At 61.9% G+C, this 16,564-nt stretch carries 9 protein-coding genes and 2 pseudogenes; 6 read left to right on the plus strand and 5 right to left on the minus strand.

Annotated features, from left to right (window positions below; all coding sequences use genetic code 11):
- Positions 1-41: 41 nt before the first annotated feature.
- Together PYR71_RS22540 and PYR71_RS22545 are read right to left on the minus strand one after the other, a co-directional pair.
- Positions 42-1,772 carry a putative bifunctional diguanylate cyclase/phosphodiesterase gene (locus tag PYR71_RS22540; protein ID WP_416340304.1) on the minus strand — a complete coding sequence of 577 codons (1,731 nt, stop codon included), beginning with the start codon at positions 1,770-1,772 and terminating at the stop codon, positions 42-44.
- A gap of 233 nt (positions 1,773-2,005) precedes the next feature.
- Complete coding sequence (locus PYR71_RS22545; RefSeq protein ID WP_275620896.1) at positions 2,006-3,883, minus strand: HAMP domain-containing methyl-accepting chemotaxis protein; 1,878 nt, start codon at positions 3,881-3,883, stop codon at positions 2,006-2,008.
- 690 nt (positions 3,884-4,573) lie between these two features.
- On the opposite strand from PYR71_RS22545, the gene PYR71_RS22550 reads away from it, so the two are divergent.
- Genes PYR71_RS22550 through PYR71_RS22565 form a run of 4 tightly spaced genes read left to right on the plus strand, consistent with a single transcriptional unit; the run spans position 4,574 to position 8,412 of the window.
- Positions 4,574-5,887 carry a CmpA/NrtA family ABC transporter substrate-binding protein gene (locus PYR71_RS22550; protein WP_275620897.1) on the plus strand — a complete coding sequence of 438 codons (1,314 nt, stop codon included), beginning with the start codon at positions 4,574-4,576 and terminating at the stop codon, positions 5,885-5,887.
- 56 nt (positions 5,888-5,943) lie between these two features.
- Positions 5,944-6,837: a nitrate ABC transporter permease gene (gene ntrB / locus PYR71_RS22555; protein ID WP_275620898.1), complete on the plus strand. Its 894-nt coding sequence runs from the start codon at positions 5,944-5,946 to the stop codon at positions 6,835-6,837.
- A gap of 11 nt (positions 6,838-6,848) precedes the next feature.
- Positions 6,849-7,646 carry an ABC transporter ATP-binding protein gene (locus PYR71_RS22560; RefSeq protein ID WP_275620899.1) on the plus strand — a complete coding sequence of 266 codons (798 nt, stop codon included), beginning with the start codon at positions 6,849-6,851 and terminating at the stop codon, positions 7,644-7,646.
- A gap of 46 nt (positions 7,647-7,692) precedes the next feature.
- On the plus strand, positions 7,693-8,412 hold the full coding sequence (locus tag PYR71_RS22565; protein WP_183934501.1) for a 4'-phosphopantetheinyl transferase family protein: 720 nt from the start codon (positions 7,693-7,695) through the stop codon (positions 8,410-8,412).
- Here the strand turns inward: PYR71_RS22565 and PYR71_RS22570 are convergent.
- The 3 genes and pseudogenes from PYR71_RS22570 to PYR71_RS22580 all read right to left on the minus strand — a co-directional run bounded on the left by PYR71_RS22570 (position 8,385) and on the right by PYR71_RS22580 (position 13,969).
- The gene (locus PYR71_RS22570; protein ID WP_275620900.1) at positions 8,385-9,743 is read right to left on the minus strand and encodes a lysine N(6)-hydroxylase/L-ornithine N(5)-oxygenase family protein; all 1,359 of its coding nucleotides are present in this window, start codon (positions 9,741-9,743) and stop codon (positions 8,385-8,387) included. The two genes, PYR71_RS22565 and PYR71_RS22570, sit on opposite strands and share 28 nt — an antisense overlap.
- Positions 9,740-13,732 (minus strand): annotated as a pseudogene (locus PYR71_RS22575) (non-ribosomal peptide synthetase). Before PYR71_RS22575 ends, PYR71_RS22570 begins: the two are co-directional and overlap by 4 nt.
- 18 nt (positions 13,733-13,750) lie before the next feature.
- Positions 13,751-13,969, minus strand: a complete 219-nt coding sequence (locus PYR71_RS22580; protein ID WP_096764123.1) for an MbtH family protein — start codon at positions 13,967-13,969, stop codon at positions 13,751-13,753.
- A 194-nt stretch (positions 13,970-14,163) separates the two neighbouring features.
- Here PYR71_RS22580 and PYR71_RS22585 point away from each other — a divergent pair, with 194 nt between their 5' ends.
- Positions 14,164-15,150, plus strand: coding sequence for a GNAT family N-acetyltransferase (locus PYR71_RS22585; RefSeq protein WP_275621041.1), 987 nt, complete (start codon positions 14,164-14,166; stop codon positions 15,148-15,150).
- Positions 15,147-16,564 (plus strand): annotated as a pseudogene (locus tag PYR71_RS22590) (MATE family efflux transporter). Before PYR71_RS22585 ends, PYR71_RS22590 begins: the two are co-directional and overlap by 4 nt.

The following is a 16,564-nucleotide window of genomic DNA, read 5'->3' on the forward strand; positions in this document are numbered from 1 at the left end:
GCCGGCAGGCGATGAACTGCCGTCGCTTGATCGCTTCGACGTTATCGACCGGCCCCGAAAACTTCGGCCCGCTCGCAATCGAATATTTCCTGCTCCAAACGCGCCGACAGGTCGGCAAACGACTGCGGCCGTCCGAACGCATAACCCTGGAGGGTGTGGACGCCGAGAGCGGCAAGCACATTGGCATGCTCGAGCGTTTCGACGCCTTCCGCAATGACCTCCATATCCAGCGCCCTTGCTATGTCGACCAATGAGCCGACCAGCCGGCGGCTAGGCACCGATTGCAAAATCGGCGTCACAAGCTGGCGATCGATCTTGACGCGATCCGGCCTGAGCTCGAGGAGGCCCAACAGGGAGGCGTGACCCGAGCCGAGGTCGTCGATCTCGATGTCGATGCCGAGAGACTTGATCGCCTGGATGTTCTGCCGCACCTGATCACTCAGGCTGTCCAGGAAGATCGTCTCTATCAGCTCGAAGCTCAACCGGCCGGGCGGGATGTCATAGCCGGTGAGCTTCGCCGTCAGCTCGGGATCGTCGAGACGATCGGCGGAAAGATTTACGGACACCCGGATGCCCTCCAGCGGGGAAGCGGCGGATTTCATGTCCGACAGAACAGCCTTCAGAACGATATCGTCAAGCTCTGCGACCAATCCATTAGACGAAGCGATGGAAAGGAAATGCGCCGGGGCGAGAATTCCTCGGGTGGGATGATGCCACCGCGCCAGAGCTTCGACACCGTTCACCCGGAAAGATCGGGCGTCGACTTGCACCTGGTAGAATGGGCAGATCTGGCCGAGCGTCAGCCCGGACCGTAGATCCTGGGCGAGCTGCCTTTCGTTCGCAAGCGTCGACGCCATTTCGTCGGAAAAAATCTCGGCCCGATTCCGGCCGTTGCGTTTGGCATGGTACAGCGCCAGATCAGATTGGGAGAGCAGTCTGGCGAAATCGGCGCTCATGGCGCTTGCAACGCCGATCGAACACCGCACGATGAGCGTCTGATCTCCGACAGGAAGCGGGCTGTCCAGACGTCTCTGAATATGATCGAGCACCGCAATAATCCTGTCACACTCATCCTCGGTGATGACGACAGCGAACTCATCGCCGCCGAGCCGTGCCGCCACGTCACCAGCGGAAATGGCCTCCAGCAGGATTTTGCTGACGTGGCAGAGAACGAGGTCGCCAACCGCATGTCCGAAGCGGTCGTTGATCTCCTTGAAATGGTCCACGTCTATATGAAGAAGCGCAACCTTGACGTTCTCCTGCCTGGCAAGTTCGGACAGGGCGAAATCGAAGCTGCGCCGATTCAACAGGCCGGTGAGGTGATCGTGATCGGCCGCGAACCGCGCCTCGGCCCGGCTCCTCTCCAGTTCCTTGTTGAGAAGCACGTCGTCCGTCACATCCCATTCGGCGCCGACAAAGCATGGGTCGCCGGCCGCATCGATGAAATAACGAGCACGCGAACGTAGATAGCGGGTCGCTCCATCAGGCCGAATAATGCGAAACTCGGATGCATAATCCGATCTGGTTTCAATCGCGCGCAAAAATATTTCGTTTGCAGCCACCAGGTCGTCGGGGTGGATACTGTCGAGCCAGATGACATCGAGCGGCGCTTTCGAAACGCCATAGATCGATTTGAGCTGTTCGTCCCATCGCGTCTGGTTTTTTGCGATGTTGTGCTGCCAGATCCCTACCCCGGACGCTTCAAGGGCCAATCCAAGCTGGCGAAGCAGGTTCTCAAGCTCGACATTTGTCCTGGATAGTTTGTTGCTCAAGGCGATCTCGCTATTTCGTTCGCCTGAATGTCGCATTGAACATTTTAAAGAGTGCTAATCGAGAGGAGCCCGTCGGCGCCGACCAATCGCAGATCGATCATTTCGATCAAGGGTCGAGTTTGCTGACAAGCCCCCGCAAGCGCAAGCACACTGTCTACTCGACCGAAGCCGAAGCATTCGACCCGTCAGTCGGAATCTTTCCGACTGACGCGAAGCTGACCACGGCGGCAAGTTTACCTCTGCATCGCGGGCCGCAGAGCGACCACCTGCGACGGCATGCCGCTTTCCAAGGAGCGCGTGTTGTACGGGGCATTTACAGGGCCTCTGTCACCATCCAATTGGAACTGATTGACCAACTCGCGCAGGCGGCTTGCTTCGGAGGCTAGCGAAGAGGCGGCGGCCGTCGACTGCTCGACCATTGCCGCATTCTGCTGGGTTGCCTGATCCATGTGATTGATGGCCGTGTTGATCTCGGAAAGCCCGGTCGCCTGCTCGCGCGCCGAGGTGGCGATCGCGTCCATGGCTCGGTTGATCTCGGCGACGCGTTCGCCGATCGATTTCAGTGACGTCCCGGTTTCGAGAACAAGTTTGACCCCGTGTTCGACTTCGGTCGATGACTTCTGAATAAGGCCTTTGATTTCCTTGGCCGCCTGGGCGGCTCGTTGCGCGAGTTCGCGGACTTCTTGTGCGACCACCGCAAAACCCTTTCCTGCCTCACCAGCGCGTGCCGCCTCGACACCGGCGTTGAGCGCCAGCAGGTTCGTCTGGAAAGCGATTTCGTCGATGACGCCAATAATGTTGGAAATCTGCTGCGAACTGTCCTCGATCCGTCGCATGGCCTGCTCCGCCTCCGACACGATGGTGGCCGAGCGCTGGGCACTGACATTGGCTTCCACAGAGATATTGCGCGCCTCCTCGGTGCGTTTCGTCGCCATCGCGACATTCGAGGTAATCTCGTCCAGCGCGGCGGCGGTCTCCTCGAGTGAAGCGGCCTGTTGTTCCGTGCGCTTCGACAGGTCCTGGGCGCCGGACGCTATTTCACCGGTGCCATTGTCTATGCTGTGTACCGTCTGGAGCACGGCGCCGATCGTCGCGCCCAATTGCTGCAGGGAAGTATTGAAATCGTCGCGTAATGCTTCGTATTCAGCGGCAAATCGTTCCGAGAGCTGGAAGGATATATCGCCCGCGGCAAGGCGCCGGAGGCCCCCGCCCAAGGTCGTGGTTGCAAAGCGCAGCTGCTCGGCTTCGCGTTCGGTACGCTGCTGGGCTGCGGCCCGCGCCGCCTCGCTCTCACTGCGGGATTCGGCAGCTTCCTTCTCAAGCCTGACAACATTGAGAGCATTCTGGCGAAACACTTCAACTGCGCCGGCCATTTCACCGATTTCGTCCGCGCGGCCGGCATAAGGAATATCGCTGTCGAGATCTCCAGCCGACAACCGCTTCATGGCGGACGCCGTATTGCGGATCGGATTGGCAATGCCGGAAATTGCAAAGACGATCCCGGCGACGGCAACCAGCAAGGCGAGAGAGGCGATCGCGGCCGTCATGATGAAAGCGGAATTCGCGGACGCATCGCTTGCCGCTACGAAGCTTTCGGTCTGGCTGAGAATGAATGCCACCAGATCCGCTACCCCATTGTTCACCAGCTCGGCCTGCGGCTCCATCTTCTCCTTGAAAAGCCGGACGGCCTCAGATGTCTTGCCGCTATCTTCGAGCGCTGTCATCTGCTCCGCCAGTGCGCGGTATTTGTCGAGTTCGGGCTTTATCTGATTGATCAGCTGGCGCCCGCGCTCGGTGCGCACGTCCTTTTCGTATTCGCCAACAACCGTCTCGAGCCCCGATGAAGCGGCCGCGATCGCCTGCTTTCCGGTTTTGTCGTTTTCCACCGTGTCTTCGAGCAAATACCGGGCGTGGGCAAGTTTCAGATCAAGAAAGTTGGCTTTAATTTCACGCGCCGTCACCAGCCGATGCACCCAGAAGGTACCGACCTGTTCCGCATTTGCGCGAAGCGAAGAAATGGTGTCCAGCGAGACGTAGGACAGACCAAATATGAACATGCTAATAATGGACAGGTTTAGGATGAGGGCTTGCTTGATACTCGGGCGCTTCATGCGGGTCTCCTCTTGGGACGGTCGCTGCCGGTTAATGCGAAACCTCCCATCGGATTCGATAATTTAGTATTAACTAAACGAGGAGAGTCGCTTGGTTTTCAAAATCTCTGGTGGGCGCAATTACTTCCGCGATCAATTCGAAGTCGCCTCGACTCAAAGTTACTGGAAAATAAGCGGAATTACGACTTTGCCGGACGCCAAATCAGTGCGCGGCGGGGTGCCCCAGACTGTCACTGCGTTGCGATTCGTCAGACCGCCCAACATGAGAATGGTCGTTTGATGCCTTCGGCCGTCGACCGCGCGGGTGCAGCCTTCGATTGGATCCGGGGGCTTAATTCGCGTGGCTCCATTATGTGCGCTGCACAAATTTGGCGCTCCGCGCGTGCGCTCCGCATTCGCATTCGCACAAATCATGATCACATTCTACTTGTGCACAAAAAACAATCATCCTGAAATTTCTGATTTTGTTGTTTTGGTTCCTGCTGTTACTTGCCTTCCTTCGAATTGGCACGCTGGTTGCAAGTTCCCCAACGCCCGGTCAACGGCGACTGAGGCAGAGAGGCGCGGCATAGGCGCCGACTTCGACACCGACGTCGCAAGGTTTTTGCTGTCCGGGATCTCCCATCCCGAACGCAGATGCCGGCGGCGTTTTTTTGCGTCCGAATTCACCAAGCAGAGGGGAACCTGCAGATGAAAAAGATTTCGACGACTGGGATTTCGACAAGCGGCATCACCCGCCGCAGCATCCTCAAGACGACTGCGGCGGCCGCCCTGATCGGCGCCGTCAAGACTGCCTTTCCCTCCGGCGCCTTCGCCGCCGGGACGGGTCCTGAAGTAAAGGGCGTCAAGCTCGGCTTTATTGCCCTGACGGACTCTGCGCCGCTGATCGTCGCCAAGGAGAAAGGCCTTTTCGACAAGCACGGCCTTCCGGAAACGGATGTCGCCAAGCAGGCATCCTGGGGTGCGACCCGCGATAATCTGGTGCTCGGCGGTGCGGCCAACGGCATTGATGGGGCCCACATCCTTTCGCCGCTCCCCTACCTCATGCAGACCGGCAAGGTGACGCAGAACAACAAGCCGGTGCCAATGGCGATTCTCGCCCGGCTCAATCTCGACAGCCAGGGCATTTCCGTCGCCAAGGAATATGCCGAAACTGGCGTGCAGCTCGATGCTTCCAAGCTGAAGGCTGCCTTTGAGAAAAAGAAGGCGGAAGGCAAGGAGATCAAGGCCGCGATGACCTTCCCCGGCGGCACCCACGACCTCTGGATCCGTTACTGGCTCGCCGCCGGCGGCATTGATCCGAACAAGGATGTTTCCACAATCGTTGTGCCGCCGCCGCAGATGGTGGCCAACATGAAGGTCGGCAACATGGACGTCTTCTGTGTGGGCGAGCCGTGGAACGAGCAGCTCGTCAACCAGGGCATCGGCTTCACCGCGGCGACCACCGGCGAACTCTGGAAGGGCCATCCCGAAAAGGCGCTCGGCCTGCGCGCCGACTGGATCGAGAAGAACCCCAATGCTGCCAAGGCCCTGCTGATGGCCGTCATGGAGGCGCAGCAATGGTGCGAAAGCATGGAGAACAAGGCCGAGATGGCCGAGATCCTCGGCAAGCGCCAATGGTTCAACGTTCCGACCAAGGACGTGCTCGGCCGCCTCAAGGGCGACATCAACTACGGCAACGGCCGCGAGGCCAAGGCCACCGACCTCTATATGAAATTCTGGAAGGATGGCGCCTCCTATCCGTTCAAGAGCCACGACACCTGGTTCATGACGGAAAATATCCGCTGGGGAAATCTGCCTGGTACAACCGACATCAAGGCGCTGGTCAACCAGGTGAATCGCGAGGACATCTGGCGGGAAGCCGCCAAGGATTTGGGTGTCGCCGCAGCCGACATTCCCGCATCCTCGTCGCGCGGCAAGGAGACCTTCTTCGACGGCAAGGTCTTCGATCCTGAAAATCCCTCCGCCTATCTCGACAGCCTTTCGATTAAGGCCGTCTCCTGATCCCGCCTCCGGCGCGCGCGGCGCGCCGGCCTTCCATTCCCGTGAGGAGCGCGCTGATGTCCGCCCTGGCAAACAAAGAAACTCCCTCGATCGTCGCCTCCGCCAAGCCGGCGGCGAAAATTCTGTCATTCTCCGGCAAGCAAGGGTCGCGGTTCGATTTTCGCCGTGCGGCGCTGACCGCACTTCACAACATCGTTCCGCCGGCCGTCGTGCTGGCACTCGTCCTCATTCTCTGGCAGGTGCTCTGTTCATCGGCGGATGCCTCTCTGCCCTCGCCCCATCAGGTCTGGCAGGATAGCTACGACCTCATAGCCTACCCGTTCTTCAACTACGGCTCGCAAGATATCGGCCTCGGCTGGCGCGTACTGGTTTCGCTGCAACGCGTCGCCTATGGCTTCGGCCTTGCCGCAGTTACCGGTATCATCATCGGGGCGATCATCGGCCAATCGGTCTGGGCGATGCGCGGCCTCGATCCGATCTTCCAGGTGCTGCGCACGGTGCCGCCGCTCGCCTGGCTGCCGCTGTCGCTCGCCGCCTTCCAGGATTCCAACCCTTCGGCGATTTTCGTCATCTTCATTACCTCGATCTGGCCTGTCATCATCAACACCGCCGTCGGCGTCCGCAATATTCCGCAGGATTATCGCAACGTCGCCGAAGTGCTGCGGCTCAACCAGTTCGAATTCTTCTGGAAGATCATGCTGCCGTCCGCAGCTCCCTACATTTTCACCGGCCTCAGGATCGGCGTCGGCCTCTCCTGGCTCGCCATCGTCGCGGCCGAGATGCTGACCGGCGGCGTCGGTATCGGCTTCTTCATCTGGGACGCATGGAACTCCTCGCGCCTTCCGGACATCATCGTCGCGCTCGCCTATATCGGCATCGTCGGTTTTATCCTCGACAAGCTGGTGGCCGCGCTCGGCAAACTCGTCACCCGCGGCGCCATGGCCAACTGAGGACCATTCTGATGAACGCCTATCTCAAGCTCGATCATATCGACAAGCATTTCGATCGCGGCGGCGCGCGCGCCGAAGTCCTGAAGGATATCAACCTGACGATATCCGAGGGCGAATTCGTCTCGATCATCGGCCATTCCGGCTGCGGCAAGTCCACCCTGCTCAATCTCATCGCCGGCCTGACCCCGGTGTCTTCAGGCGCCGTGCTCCTGGAAAATCGCGAGGTCAACGAACCGGGTCCGGAACGCGCCGTCGTCTTTCAGAACCATTCGCTGCTGCCCTGGCTGACGGTCTATGAGAACGTAAATCTCGCCGTCTCCAAGGTTTTCAGCAGAACGAAGACCAAGGCCGAGCGGCATGACTGGGTCATGACCAATCTCGACCTCGTGCAGATGGCGCATGCCAAAGACAAGCGGCCCGCGGAAATATCGGGAGGCATGAAGCAGCGCGTCGGCATTGCCCGCGCGCTTGCCATGGAGCCGAAGATCCTGCTCCTCGATGAACCCTTCGGCGCGCTCGACGCGCTGACGCGCGCCCATCTTCAGGATGCGGTGATGGAAATTCACGCCCGGCTTGGTAATACGATGGTGATGATCACCCATGATGTCGATGAAGCGGTGCTGCTCTCCGACCGTATCGTGATGATGACCAACGGCCCGGCGGCCCGCATCGGCGAAGTGCTCGACGTGACCATGCCCCGCCCCCGCAATCGCATCGAACTCGCCTCCGAGCGGACATATCTCAAATGCCGCGAGGCCGTGCTCAAGTTCCTTTACGAGCGCCACCGCTTCATCGAAGCCGCGGAGTAGACCCCGCGGCGATTGCCAACCGGTCCGCGGTACGCATACTGGCCTGATGCAGCAATCAGACGATCAACCAGCCGCCATCGACGTCGCGCTCTGGCGATATCCGCAGAACGAAGGCGATGAGAAGCGCTGGATGCGGTCGCTTTCATCGAATGAGCGGGAGCGCGCCACAACCTACCGGTTCGAACGGGACCGGACCTCGTTCATTGCCGGCCGGTATCTGCTGCGGCAACGGCTGGGCGTGCATACGCAAACTCCGCCTGACAAGCTCGTGTTGGTGTCGGACGCATACGGCAAGCTGAAAGTCGCCGGTCATGATGGGCTGCAATTCAGCCTTTCCAATGCCGACGGGCTGGTGGCGGTCGCCATCGCTTCAGGATACGAGCGCATCGGCATCGACTGTGAACGCGCCGACGCCGAAATCGAAGCGGCGGCGTTGGGAAGCTACTGCAGTCCGGACGAACGGCGTTGGCTCGATCATATGCCTGCGGGCGAAGGGCCGCGGGCAGCCGTTGCACTTTGGACGCTCAAGGAGAGCCATCTCAAGGCACTCGGGGTGGGCCTGCGCGAAGATCCCCGCAGCGTCGCCTTTTCCTGGCAGGACGGCATCCCTGTCATGGTTCAGAGCGGTGAACCGGACCGGCAATGGCATTACCGCCTGATCGAGGGCAGCGGCCAGCACGTCGTCGCGCTGGCCGTCCGCTCCCAATCAGGCTCCCCCGGCATTCATGTCTTGACGTTTCAGGATGACAGCATGCCGTCCGAATAGCCGGCCCGGAGCTGATGCGGCATGCTCGAAGCTGCCTCCGTCGCCCAGACCAGCTGTGCATTGTCGGGTTCGGCATCGAAATGCTGCCGGCCGAGAAGCGCGTTGACGATGCTTGCACTGCGCCAGGCCATCAGGCTGAGCTGAGAGTCGGCGATGCCGTGCGAGTATCGGCCGGCATTCTGTGCGAACAGCCGGTTTGTCCTTGGGCCAGTCCACTGCATCGTGTAATCGTCGTTCAAGTTGGGATAGCCGTTTCTGTCGAGGCTGATCCTTTCGCTGAGCGATCCGAGCGCATCCGGCAAGCGGAACCTGTAGCCGGTTGCCAGCACCACCGCATCGGCATGCAGCACCTCGATCCCGCCGTCGAAGTGGTTGCGGACGATCAACCGATAGGCATTGCCGTTCCGCTCCATCTGGATCACATCGCGGTTCGGCGACAGAGATGCATTCAGCGTGCTCGGCTCGAGATAACGCAGCGCGTAGAGGCGGCGGTAGATCGAGTGGATCGTCGAGATCGACAAGCCGTCGCTGGTCAGGATCGAGTTCTTCAGCGCCGCCTGCTTCTGCTCGCCGGTGAGCTTCAGATAGGCCTGCACATATTCCGGCGAGAAGACCTGGTTCGAAAACGGCGTGTCGTTGATCGGCTCGAAATTGTGGCGCCGGCTGATCCAGGTCAGCTCCTTCATCGAACTGGCATCCCCAAGCAGCGCTTCGACCACCTCCCCACCGCTCTGACCGCCGCCGACCACGACGATGCGGGCGGCGCGAAGATCATTGAGACGCGCCTTGGCCTCGCTGTTGTGGAAGCAATCGGGCCCAAGGAAGGGTTTCGCCCAATCGGGCACGAAGGGCGAAGATCCCGTACCGATCACCAGGTTCTTCGCTTCTTCCTGGCCGTTGTCGAAGCGCAGGACGAAACGGTCGTCGCGGTGCTCGACGTCGCGAATGTCAGTTCCGTAACGCAAGCCGTCAACGCCGTTCGCGACCCAGGCGAGATAGCGCGCAAATTCCTGCCGGGGAACGGCCTCGTAATTGGCGTTCAGGAAGGCATAGAGCCTCTTATGCGCCACCAGATAGGAGACGAAGGACCAGCGGCTCGTCGGCAGGACCGGGGTGACGAGGTCCTTCAGGAAGGACGACTGCAGCTCGACGCCGGGCATCATCATGCCGGGATGCCAATCGAACGAGGCTCGCCGCTCGAAGAAGCGGCTGCGCACTTCGGGCACGGATTCCAGCAGGCAGGCAAGGCTCAGATTGGAGGGACCGATGCCGATGCCGGCAAGATCGAGCGGCTCGCTGAGGGCATCCCTGCGGGTAAAAGCGACGGTCATGCGTTATCCTTCTCTGTTTCCTTGAGACGCAGGGCAAGCCTTGAATGGAAAGCGGGAGACCCGATCATGTGCAGATGGTTGGTGCCGGTGATGATTTCGGCCGCCCGCGCCCGCGGCGACAGACGGCGCCAATCGATCAGGTTGAGGCCGCGGTTGAGGCTGTCGTCGGCCGCCCAGGGATAGATCGGCACGTCATGGGGAACGAGCCGATGCTTGCGAAAGATCAGGGCGTTGTCGATCAGCACCCAGAACGTATGTTCGCGGCTGCTGATGTCAGGCCCGTCGGTCGGAAGTGGATCCTTCTCGTCGCCGACGAAGCGCAGGAACTGCTCGTAAGTATCGGCGTCCATCGTCGAAAGCAGCCGGTCCCATTCCGGGCGCATCGCCGTTTTCCGCAGCCATGCCTAGACGTCCCGATGCAGCGCATCGCGTTCGCCGGGGCGGAAGCGCGGCTTGGCGCCGATCGCGAATTCCGAGCCGAGATCGCACACGTCGACCATCGCCATCATCCTGACGTCGACCTCGTTGCCGAGAGTGCGGGCGGCCTCGTAGGCGAGAAGCCCACCCCAGGACCAGCCGAGGAAGTAGCAGGGCGCGCCTTTGCTATACGTCCTGATATAATCGACATAGCTTTCGATGATCTCTTCGATCGGCGCGCCGACTTCCTTCTTTTCGGACAGCGAATGGCAAATGAAGCCTGTCGCCGGCTGTTCGGCGCCGAGATAATCGACGAGCTTCACATATTCGCGAGTGCTGACCAGAAGCCCCGGGAAGCAATAGAGCCGCGGCTTGGCGCCGGAGGCGCGCAGCACGATCACCTCGGAGAGATCCCGCTCTTCCCCCTGCTCCATCACGCCGGCGAAGGCGCGGATGGTCGGGTTGTTGAAGATATCGGCAACGGTCAGCGGAACGTTCGGCCGGCGCTGCCGCAGCAGCGACAGGATGCGGATCGCGCCCAGCGAATTGCCGCCGATCGCGAAGAAATTGTCCTCGACGCTGATCGCTTCCAGCTTGAGAATCTGGCGCCAGACATCCAGCACCTCCTCCTCCAGCGCGGTCGCCGGCTCGACGATGGCGCGTCTGACCGGTTGGGGTGCGGGCAGCGCGAAGCGATCGAGCTTGCTGTTCGGATTGGTCGGCATCTTCTCGAGTTCGACCACGGCAGCCGGCACCATATAGGACGGCAGGCTGCGTTCGAGTCCGGCGCGGACTGTCTCGACGTCCAGCCTCTCGTCCTTCTTCGGAACGACATACGCAACCAGCGCCTTTTCGCCGCCGGCATCGTCATCGCGCAGCACGACCAGGGCCTCGCCGACGCCGGGCTGCTGGAGCAAAGCTGCCTCGATCTCACCCAGTTCGATGCGGTATCCCCGCAGCTTGACCTGATGGTCGACGCGGCCGACGAATTCGACCGTCCCGTCCTCACGCCAACGCGCCAGATCGCCGGAGCGATAAAGCCGGCCGCCCTCCTTGGAGAACGGGTCGGGGACGAAGCGGTCCGCCGTGGTGTCAGGTTTGCCGAGATAACCGCGCGCGATGCCCTCGCCGCCGATATAGAGTTCGCCGGTCACGCCGATCGGGCACAGGCTGAGGTCGGGATCGAGCACATAGACACGCCGCAGCCCGACAGCGCGGCCGAGCGGCGCATAGACGCCCTGGAACTTCGTGCCGGCCCTGACCTTCCAGACCATCGGCGTCATGATCGTTTCAGTCGGTCCGTAGCCGTTGATCAGCCACTCCGATTTCAGCGCCCGCGACAGAAGATCGAAGGTCGATTGCGCCAGCCCCTCGCCGCCGAAGGAATAGAGCCGCATCGGCGGCGCGCCGTCGGTGATGTCGGCCCATTCCGCCAGCTGCTGTAGATAGGTTGTGGGGATGCTCGCATTGTTGGCGCCATGCTTGCGCATCGCCGTCAGCGTCTCCTCCGGCGTCCACAGCGGCTGGTCCGGAAGGATGATGCTGCCGCCTTCCATCAGCGGGTTCATCCACCGCTCATGGCCGCCGTCCGAACTGAAGGGCAGGAAGGGCAGCTCGCGCGATTCCGAGCTCATGCCATAGACGCGCGAGGTATTCTGCAGATGGTGCGTCAGCGGCCCGTGCTCGACGGCAACCCCTTTCGGCAATCCCGTCGAGCCTGAGGTGTACATGACATAGGCGAGCTGGTCCTTGTGCGTGGGAACATAGAGCGGCGTATCCGGCTCGCCGTCGAGATCGAGCTTGTCGAGTTCGAGGACGGTCGCATCGAGCTCCTCCGGCAGGCGATGGCGCAGCCAGCTATGGGTAAGCACGATCTTGACGCCGCCATCGCGCAGGATGTGGTGGTTGCGCACCGGCGGATGGTCTGGCTCGACGGGAATATAGGCGCCGCCGGCCTTCAGCGTCGCGAGGATGCCGACGATCGCTTCCGGCGAGCGCTTGATGAAGATGGCGACCGTCACTTCGGCGCGAACGCCGAGCTGCCGCAGCCGATGCCCGAGGCGGTTGGTGCTCGCCTCCAGCCAGCCATGGCTCCACTCCTCGTCGCCATAGACGATCGCGGTCTTCTCAGGCGTGCGGCGCGAATGGGCCGAGATCAGCTCGTGCACCGGCCTGTCGTCGTTGACGACGTCATCCTCATAGGGCGCCGACAGCCAGTTGAGCTCGTCGCTGCCCATGAGTTCTAAATCCTTGATCCTGAGATCGGGCTTGGCGACGATCTGCTCCAGCACCAGGCAAAAATGCCGGGCGACGCGGGGAATCAGGGCGCCGTCATAGAGATCCCCGGCATAGTCGATCAGCCCGTATGCGGCGCCATCGGGACGCGCCTCGATCACCAGGGAAAGCTCGCTGTCGGCACGTGCGCCGGAGGGTTCCAGGTTCGTCGCCTGCCTTGCGACGGGATAAGGCTCGCGGAATTCGAACAAGGCCTTGACCACGGCCTCCTGGGCGGCGGCCTCATCGACGACGAGATCCTGCGTGATGCGCTCCAGCGGCACGAGGCGGGCAAGCCCCTCCTCCGTCACCGACGAGATCGCCGCGACGACGTCGTCGAGCGAGTGCCTGGAGGTCAGCGAAAGCACGAGGGGCAGAACCTGCTCGGCGCGGCCGCGGCTGGCGAGATGTCCGTTGCGGGGCCGCGCGACGAGGAGGCCGGTCAGCAAGGCGTAGTTGCCGCTGTAGCGCGCCAGCAGAGCGCAGAAAGCGGCATGAAGCACGCGCTCGACCGGAACGCCCTTAGCCCCAGCATGCCGCTCGAGTTTATCCCAGAGGTCGGGCTCGATCGAAAACCGATGTTCGGCGCGTGCCACACCGGCCAACCCGCCGCTGTTGAAGCGGGTCGGGAAGGTCGAGGCCGCATAGTCGAGGCCGATCGCATCGCGCCAATAGGCAAGCACTTGCCGCGCCTCATCCGTCTCCAGCCAATCGGCCTCCCGCGCCCCGGCGGCGATTTCCACCGGATGCATGTCGCCGGCGGGTTCGCCATCGAGAATGCGGGCGAGCGAGCCGGCAAGAACGGATTTTTCGCGGTCGTCGCAGATGATCGGATGCAGCACGATCGTCAGCAGCGACTGCCCCTCGGCAAGCCGGATGACCTGGATACGCGCACCGGGACCTTCCAAGAGATCGAAGCGCTTGTCGCGGAAAGCCTTCCGTGCGGCCGCTGCATCGGGTTCGGAAACGGCCGCGTCATCCTTGCCGAGGATTTCGATCGGCACCGCGTTCGATGCGGCGCGGTATTGCTCGATGCGGCCGCCCGCCAGCCGGCGGAAACGCGAGGCAAGTGACGGATTCTGCGCCACGAGCGCCCGGCAGGCCCCGGCAATCGTCTCGACGTCGATTGCTGCGCTCAGTCGCAGCCCGATGACCTGGTCGGGAAAGACGGTGTAATTGCCGATCTGCTCCAGCGACCAGATGCGCTTCTGCGCAATGGTCAGCGGAAAACTCTCGAAGACGGCATCCACTGCGTCGGTCGGGCGGGCAACGGCGAAATTGGTGATCTGCTTGTTCATCTTGCCATCCAGACGGTTTCAGAGACGTGCGTCAGCGGCCATTGCCGAGCGCAGGGAGAGCGGGCGGGGATCGGTCCAGATTTCGCGGATATGGGCCAGGCATTCCTGGCGCGAACCGGCAAAGCCCGCGGCCTCCCAGCTCACCGGAATCCGCTTGTCCTGCGGCCAGACCGAGTAGTGGCGCTCGGTGTCGTAGACGACGATCCAGAGATCGTCGCGGGGCTCAAGATTGTCCATTCGAAGCTCCTGCCGAGATTGACGTCATGCGCAAATGACGGATCGGGCAGGTTGCAGTTTAGAAAATTGATGAGAATTTTTTTCTTCGCTTAACCCTAAATCGGGCCAGAGATGGATCGTCATTTTACCAAATCGGCACAGGAGCGGGCTTCATGCTCGCAGCGTCAAAAGCCCTGCCGATCAAGGAGAACATCATGGATTTCGACGCCGCCAAACAAAGGCGGGCTCTGCAGTCGCGGAGCTACATCAGGCTTGCCCCTAATCTCGTCCACCTGAAAGCCGCGCACGGACACCACGAAGCCGCCTTCGAGGTGGGGGCCGGCGTCGCAACGATCACCTTCTACCACGGCGAGTCGCCGCAATCGGCGGAGCTTCTGATGGCCGCCGCCGAAGCGGTGACGGCGGAGGATCGCTCGATCAAGTCGGTCGCCTTCGAAGGCCATCAGGCAAGCCTTCCCGGGCATATTTCGAGCATGGGAAAGCTCGATTCCGCGATCCTCTGGCAATGGCCGTCGCTATGGCTGCCGCAGCTCTCCTATCCGCTGCCGCCCGTACGCGAGATGACCGCGGGCCGCTATCATCCGCGCCGGCCGGCAAAGCCGAAGGGCACCGTCTACCAGCGGTTCATTCCCTGGCTGGAGCGGGACATCAGCTTCCGGGTGGCCGATCCCGAGACCGATCTTGCCGCCTTCCACCGCTGGATGAACGACGAACAGGTCAACACGATCTGGGAGGATGCGGGCTCGCTCGACAAACACCGGGAGACCCTGGAGGAACGGCTCGCCGATCCGCATGTGCTGCCGCTGATCGGCAGTTTCGCCGATATCCCCTTCGGCTATTTCGAGGTCTACTGGGCCAAGGAGAACCGGCTCGGTCCCTTTTACGATGCCGACGATTACGATCGCGGATGGCATGTGGCGATCGGCGAGCCGGATTACCGCGGCAGGAAATGGATCAGCGCCTGGCTTCCCTCGCTGATGCATTTCATCTTCCTCGACGATCCCCGCACGCAGCGCATCGTCGGCGAGCCGCGCGCCAGCCACGAGCAGCAGATCCGCAATCTCGACCGCTCGGGCTTCGCCAAGGTCAAGCATTTCGATTTTCCGCATAAGCGGGCGCTGCTCGTCATGCTGACCCGCGAGCGCTTCTTCGGCGATCATCTCTGGGTGCCTGCATCATGAACGACATGAGCGGGATGAGCGGCAGCCTGCGGAAACGGCGGCTTGCGCCGGAAGATCTTGCCAGCCCGCAGCTGTTCAGGCTGCTGCTGCGGCTCGGGCTGCCCGCCATGTTCGGCCTGTCGATCAACGCCGCGCATCACACGATCAACATGGTCTTCGTCGGCATGATCGGCGAAGACCAGATCGCCGCGATCATGATCGTGCTGCCGATCCTCATGCTCGTCGCGGCCTTCGGCGAAGGCATCGGCGTCGGTGTGGCGACGGAGGTCGGACGCGCGCTCGGCGCCGGCAACCGGTCGAGAGCCAGCACCCTTGCCTCGGTCAGCCTTGCCGCCGGCATCGCCTTCGGCGCGGCAAGCGCGGTGGCGATCGTCGCCTTTCCCTCGGTCCTGCTGTTCGGCGCCACATCCGCGATCGAGCCGCTCGCGCAGCATTATCTCCTCATCATCGCGATCTCGATACCGCTGACGATGGCGCAGATCATTCTCGATTTCCTGGCGATCGCCGAGGGCAATGCCCGCTTCAGCATGTGGACGCTGGTCGCCTGCTTCGCGCTGAACATCATCCTCGACCCGGTCATGATCTTCGGTTTCGGCCTTGGCCTGCAGGGAGTGGCGATGGCAACCATCCTCTCGCAGCTCGTGGCACTCTCAATCTACGGCGCCTATCACGCGAGACGACTCGGAACGGTCCGGCTGACGCTCGGCTGGCGGTTCGCCAATATCAGGCATCTCAAGCCGGTCCTTGCGGTCGGCGCGCCGACGACGCTGACAAGCCTCGCAACAGCGGGTGCGATTGCCGCGATGCTGTCGGTCGCCGGCACCTATCACGGTGAAGATGGCATCGCCGGCGTCGGCATCGCCTTGCGGCTGCTTGCGGTCGGTGCATTGCCGGTCATCGGTATTTCGCTCGGGGCGCAGTCCATCCTGAGCTTTGCCTGGGGCCGCGGGGATATATCGCGGGTTCTGGCGGCAGCCCGCATGCTTTCCGTGGTTACGAGCGTCGTCGGTGGCGTCTGCGGGCTGGCAGCGATCATCTTTTCCGTGCGCGTTGCCGCGTCTTCACCGACGAAGTTTCGGTGCTTACGGTCGCCGGCCAGGCAATCATCGCGACCCATCTTCCCTTCCTGCTGTTCGGCCTGCGGCAGACGGTGCTGATCCTCTTGCAGGCTCAGGGCAGGCCGAAAGCCGCGCTCGCCGTCGGCCTGGCACAGAACGGGTACCTTCTCCTTCCGCTGCTCGCGATCCTGCCGCCCTTCTTCGGCTTCTCCGGCCTGCTCGCCGCCATGTTCCTGGCCTCGGCGCTGACCGGCCTGCTGTCATGCTTCTGCCTGGCGAGATCGCTCAGCGCGCTCCGGCAGCGCTCGGCCGAAGATCTGGCCTCCCTCCGTCCCTATCCCAGCTTTTGTCCATAA

It is taken from the genome of Rhizobium mulingense (genome assembly GCF_029194105.1).
In the GTDB taxonomy this organism is placed as follows: Bacteria; Pseudomonadota; Alphaproteobacteria; order Rhizobiales; family Rhizobiaceae; genus Rhizobium; species Rhizobium mulingense.

Excerpts from the sequence above, each read along its gene's own strand:
- PYR71_RS22545 (WP_275620896.1), bottom strand. The coding sequence starts at position 3,883 with ATGAAGCGCCCGAGTATCAAGCAAGCCCTCATCCTAAACCTGTCCATT.
- PYR71_RS22550 (WP_275620897.1), top strand. The coding sequence starts at position 4,574 with ATGAAAAAGATTTCGACGACTGGGATTTCGACAAGCGGCATCACCCGC.
- ntrB (WP_275620898.1), top strand. The coding sequence starts at position 5,944 with ATGTCCGCCCTGGCAAACAAAGAAACTCCCTCGATCGTCGCCTCCGCC.
- PYR71_RS22560 (WP_275620899.1), top strand. The coding sequence starts at position 6,849 with ATGAACGCCTATCTCAAGCTCGATCATATCGACAAGCATTTCGATCGC.
- PYR71_RS22565 (WP_183934501.1), top strand. The coding sequence starts at position 7,693 with ATGCAGCAATCAGACGATCAACCAGCCGCCATCGACGTCGCGCTCTGG.
- PYR71_RS22570 (WP_275620900.1), bottom strand. The coding sequence starts at position 9,743 with ATGACCGTCGCTTTTACCCGCAGGGATGCCCTCAGCGAGCCGCTCGAT.
- PYR71_RS22580 (WP_096764123.1), bottom strand. The coding sequence starts at position 13,969 with ATGGACAATCTTGAGCCCCGCGACGATCTCTGGATCGTCGTCTACGAC.
- PYR71_RS22585 (WP_275621041.1), top strand. The coding sequence starts at position 14,164 with ATGGATTTCGACGCCGCCAAACAAAGGCGGGCTCTGCAGTCGCGGAGC.